General features: G+C 43.2%; 2 tRNA genes and 2 rRNA genes. All 4 read left to right on the top strand.

Annotated features, from left to right (window positions below):
* Positions 1-79 (top strand): 16S ribosomal RNA (locus MHN30_RS23700); the annotation flags it as partial.
* A gap of 77 nt (positions 80-156) precedes the next feature.
* Positions 157-233, top strand: a tRNA-Ile gene (locus MHN30_RS23705).
* Between the two features lie 117 nt (positions 234-350).
* A tRNA-Ala gene (locus MHN30_RS23710) sits at positions 351-426 on the top strand.
* 276 nt (positions 427-702) lie between these two features.
* Positions 703-1,124 (top strand): 23S ribosomal RNA (locus tag MHN30_RS23715); the annotation flags it as partial.

Here is a 1,124-nt window from a genome sequence, read left to right on the forward strand (position 1 = left end):
CACCACGGAGTGATTCATGACTGGGGTGAAGTCGTAACAAGGTAGCCCTAGGGGAACCTGGGGCTGGATCACCTCCTTATACGATTTAGAACTTATTTGTTCGAAGTGTCCACACAGATGATTGTTGATTAGAATTAGAGAACACAAACATTGTTTGGGTCTGTAGCTCAGCTGGTTAGAGCGCACGCCTGATAAGCGTGAGGTCGGTAGTTCAAGTCTACTCAGACCCACCACTTTGCTTTGATGCTGCGTCTTTTTGCGACTCGTTTAGCAAACTAAACGTTCGTCACAAAAATCCTTGCCTGAAAGCAAAGATAGGTAAAAAACAAACAATGTTATCCTAGTAATGTGGGGCTATAGCTCAGCTGGGAGAGCGCCTGCCTTGCACGCAGGAGGTCAGCAGTTCGATCCTGCTTAGCTCCACCACTTTACTACTCCTTCTTATAGATAAACACTCTTACTCAGGTTCAAGTAACTGAGAGTTTTTAACTCTGAGAAGTCATTCTCTTGCTCTTTAAAAATTTGGAAAAGCTGAAAATTAAATTCTGATAGATAACGTAAAGTTATTTATCGAGTTTTCGAAAGAAAATGCCGATTAATCATTTCGATGATTAATTAGCGTCTACTTTAGTATTCAATATTAACTTCTGGCGAAGTTAAACTGTCTTTAGCAGTACAACTTAAAACCATTTTGGGTTGTATGGTTAAGTGACTAAGCGTACACGGTGGATGCCTTGGCAGTTGGAGGCGATGAAGGACGTACTAACTTGCGATAAGCCTAGTCAAGCCAGTAAGAGGCGCTTGAGACTAGGATTTCCGAATGGGGAAACCCACCTGCTTGCAGGTATCGTTAACTGAATACATAGGTTAGCGAGGCGAACGCGGAGAACTGAAACATCTAAGTACCCGTAGGAAAAGAAATCAACCGAGATTCCGAAAGTAGCGGCGAGCGAAATCGGACCAGCCCTTAAGCTTTAGTGTAGTTAGTGGAACATGTTGGAAAGCATGACGAAACAGGGTGATAGTCCCGTACACAAAAACTTATCTAAAGTGAAATCGAGTAGGTCGGAGCACGTGAAACTTTGACTGAATATGGGGGGACCATCCTCCAAGGCTAAATACTC

Source organism: Pseudoalteromonas sp. OF7H-1 (assembly GCF_022347825.1).
GTDB lineage: Bacteria > Pseudomonadota > Gammaproteobacteria > Enterobacterales > Alteromonadaceae > Pseudoalteromonas > Pseudoalteromonas maricaloris.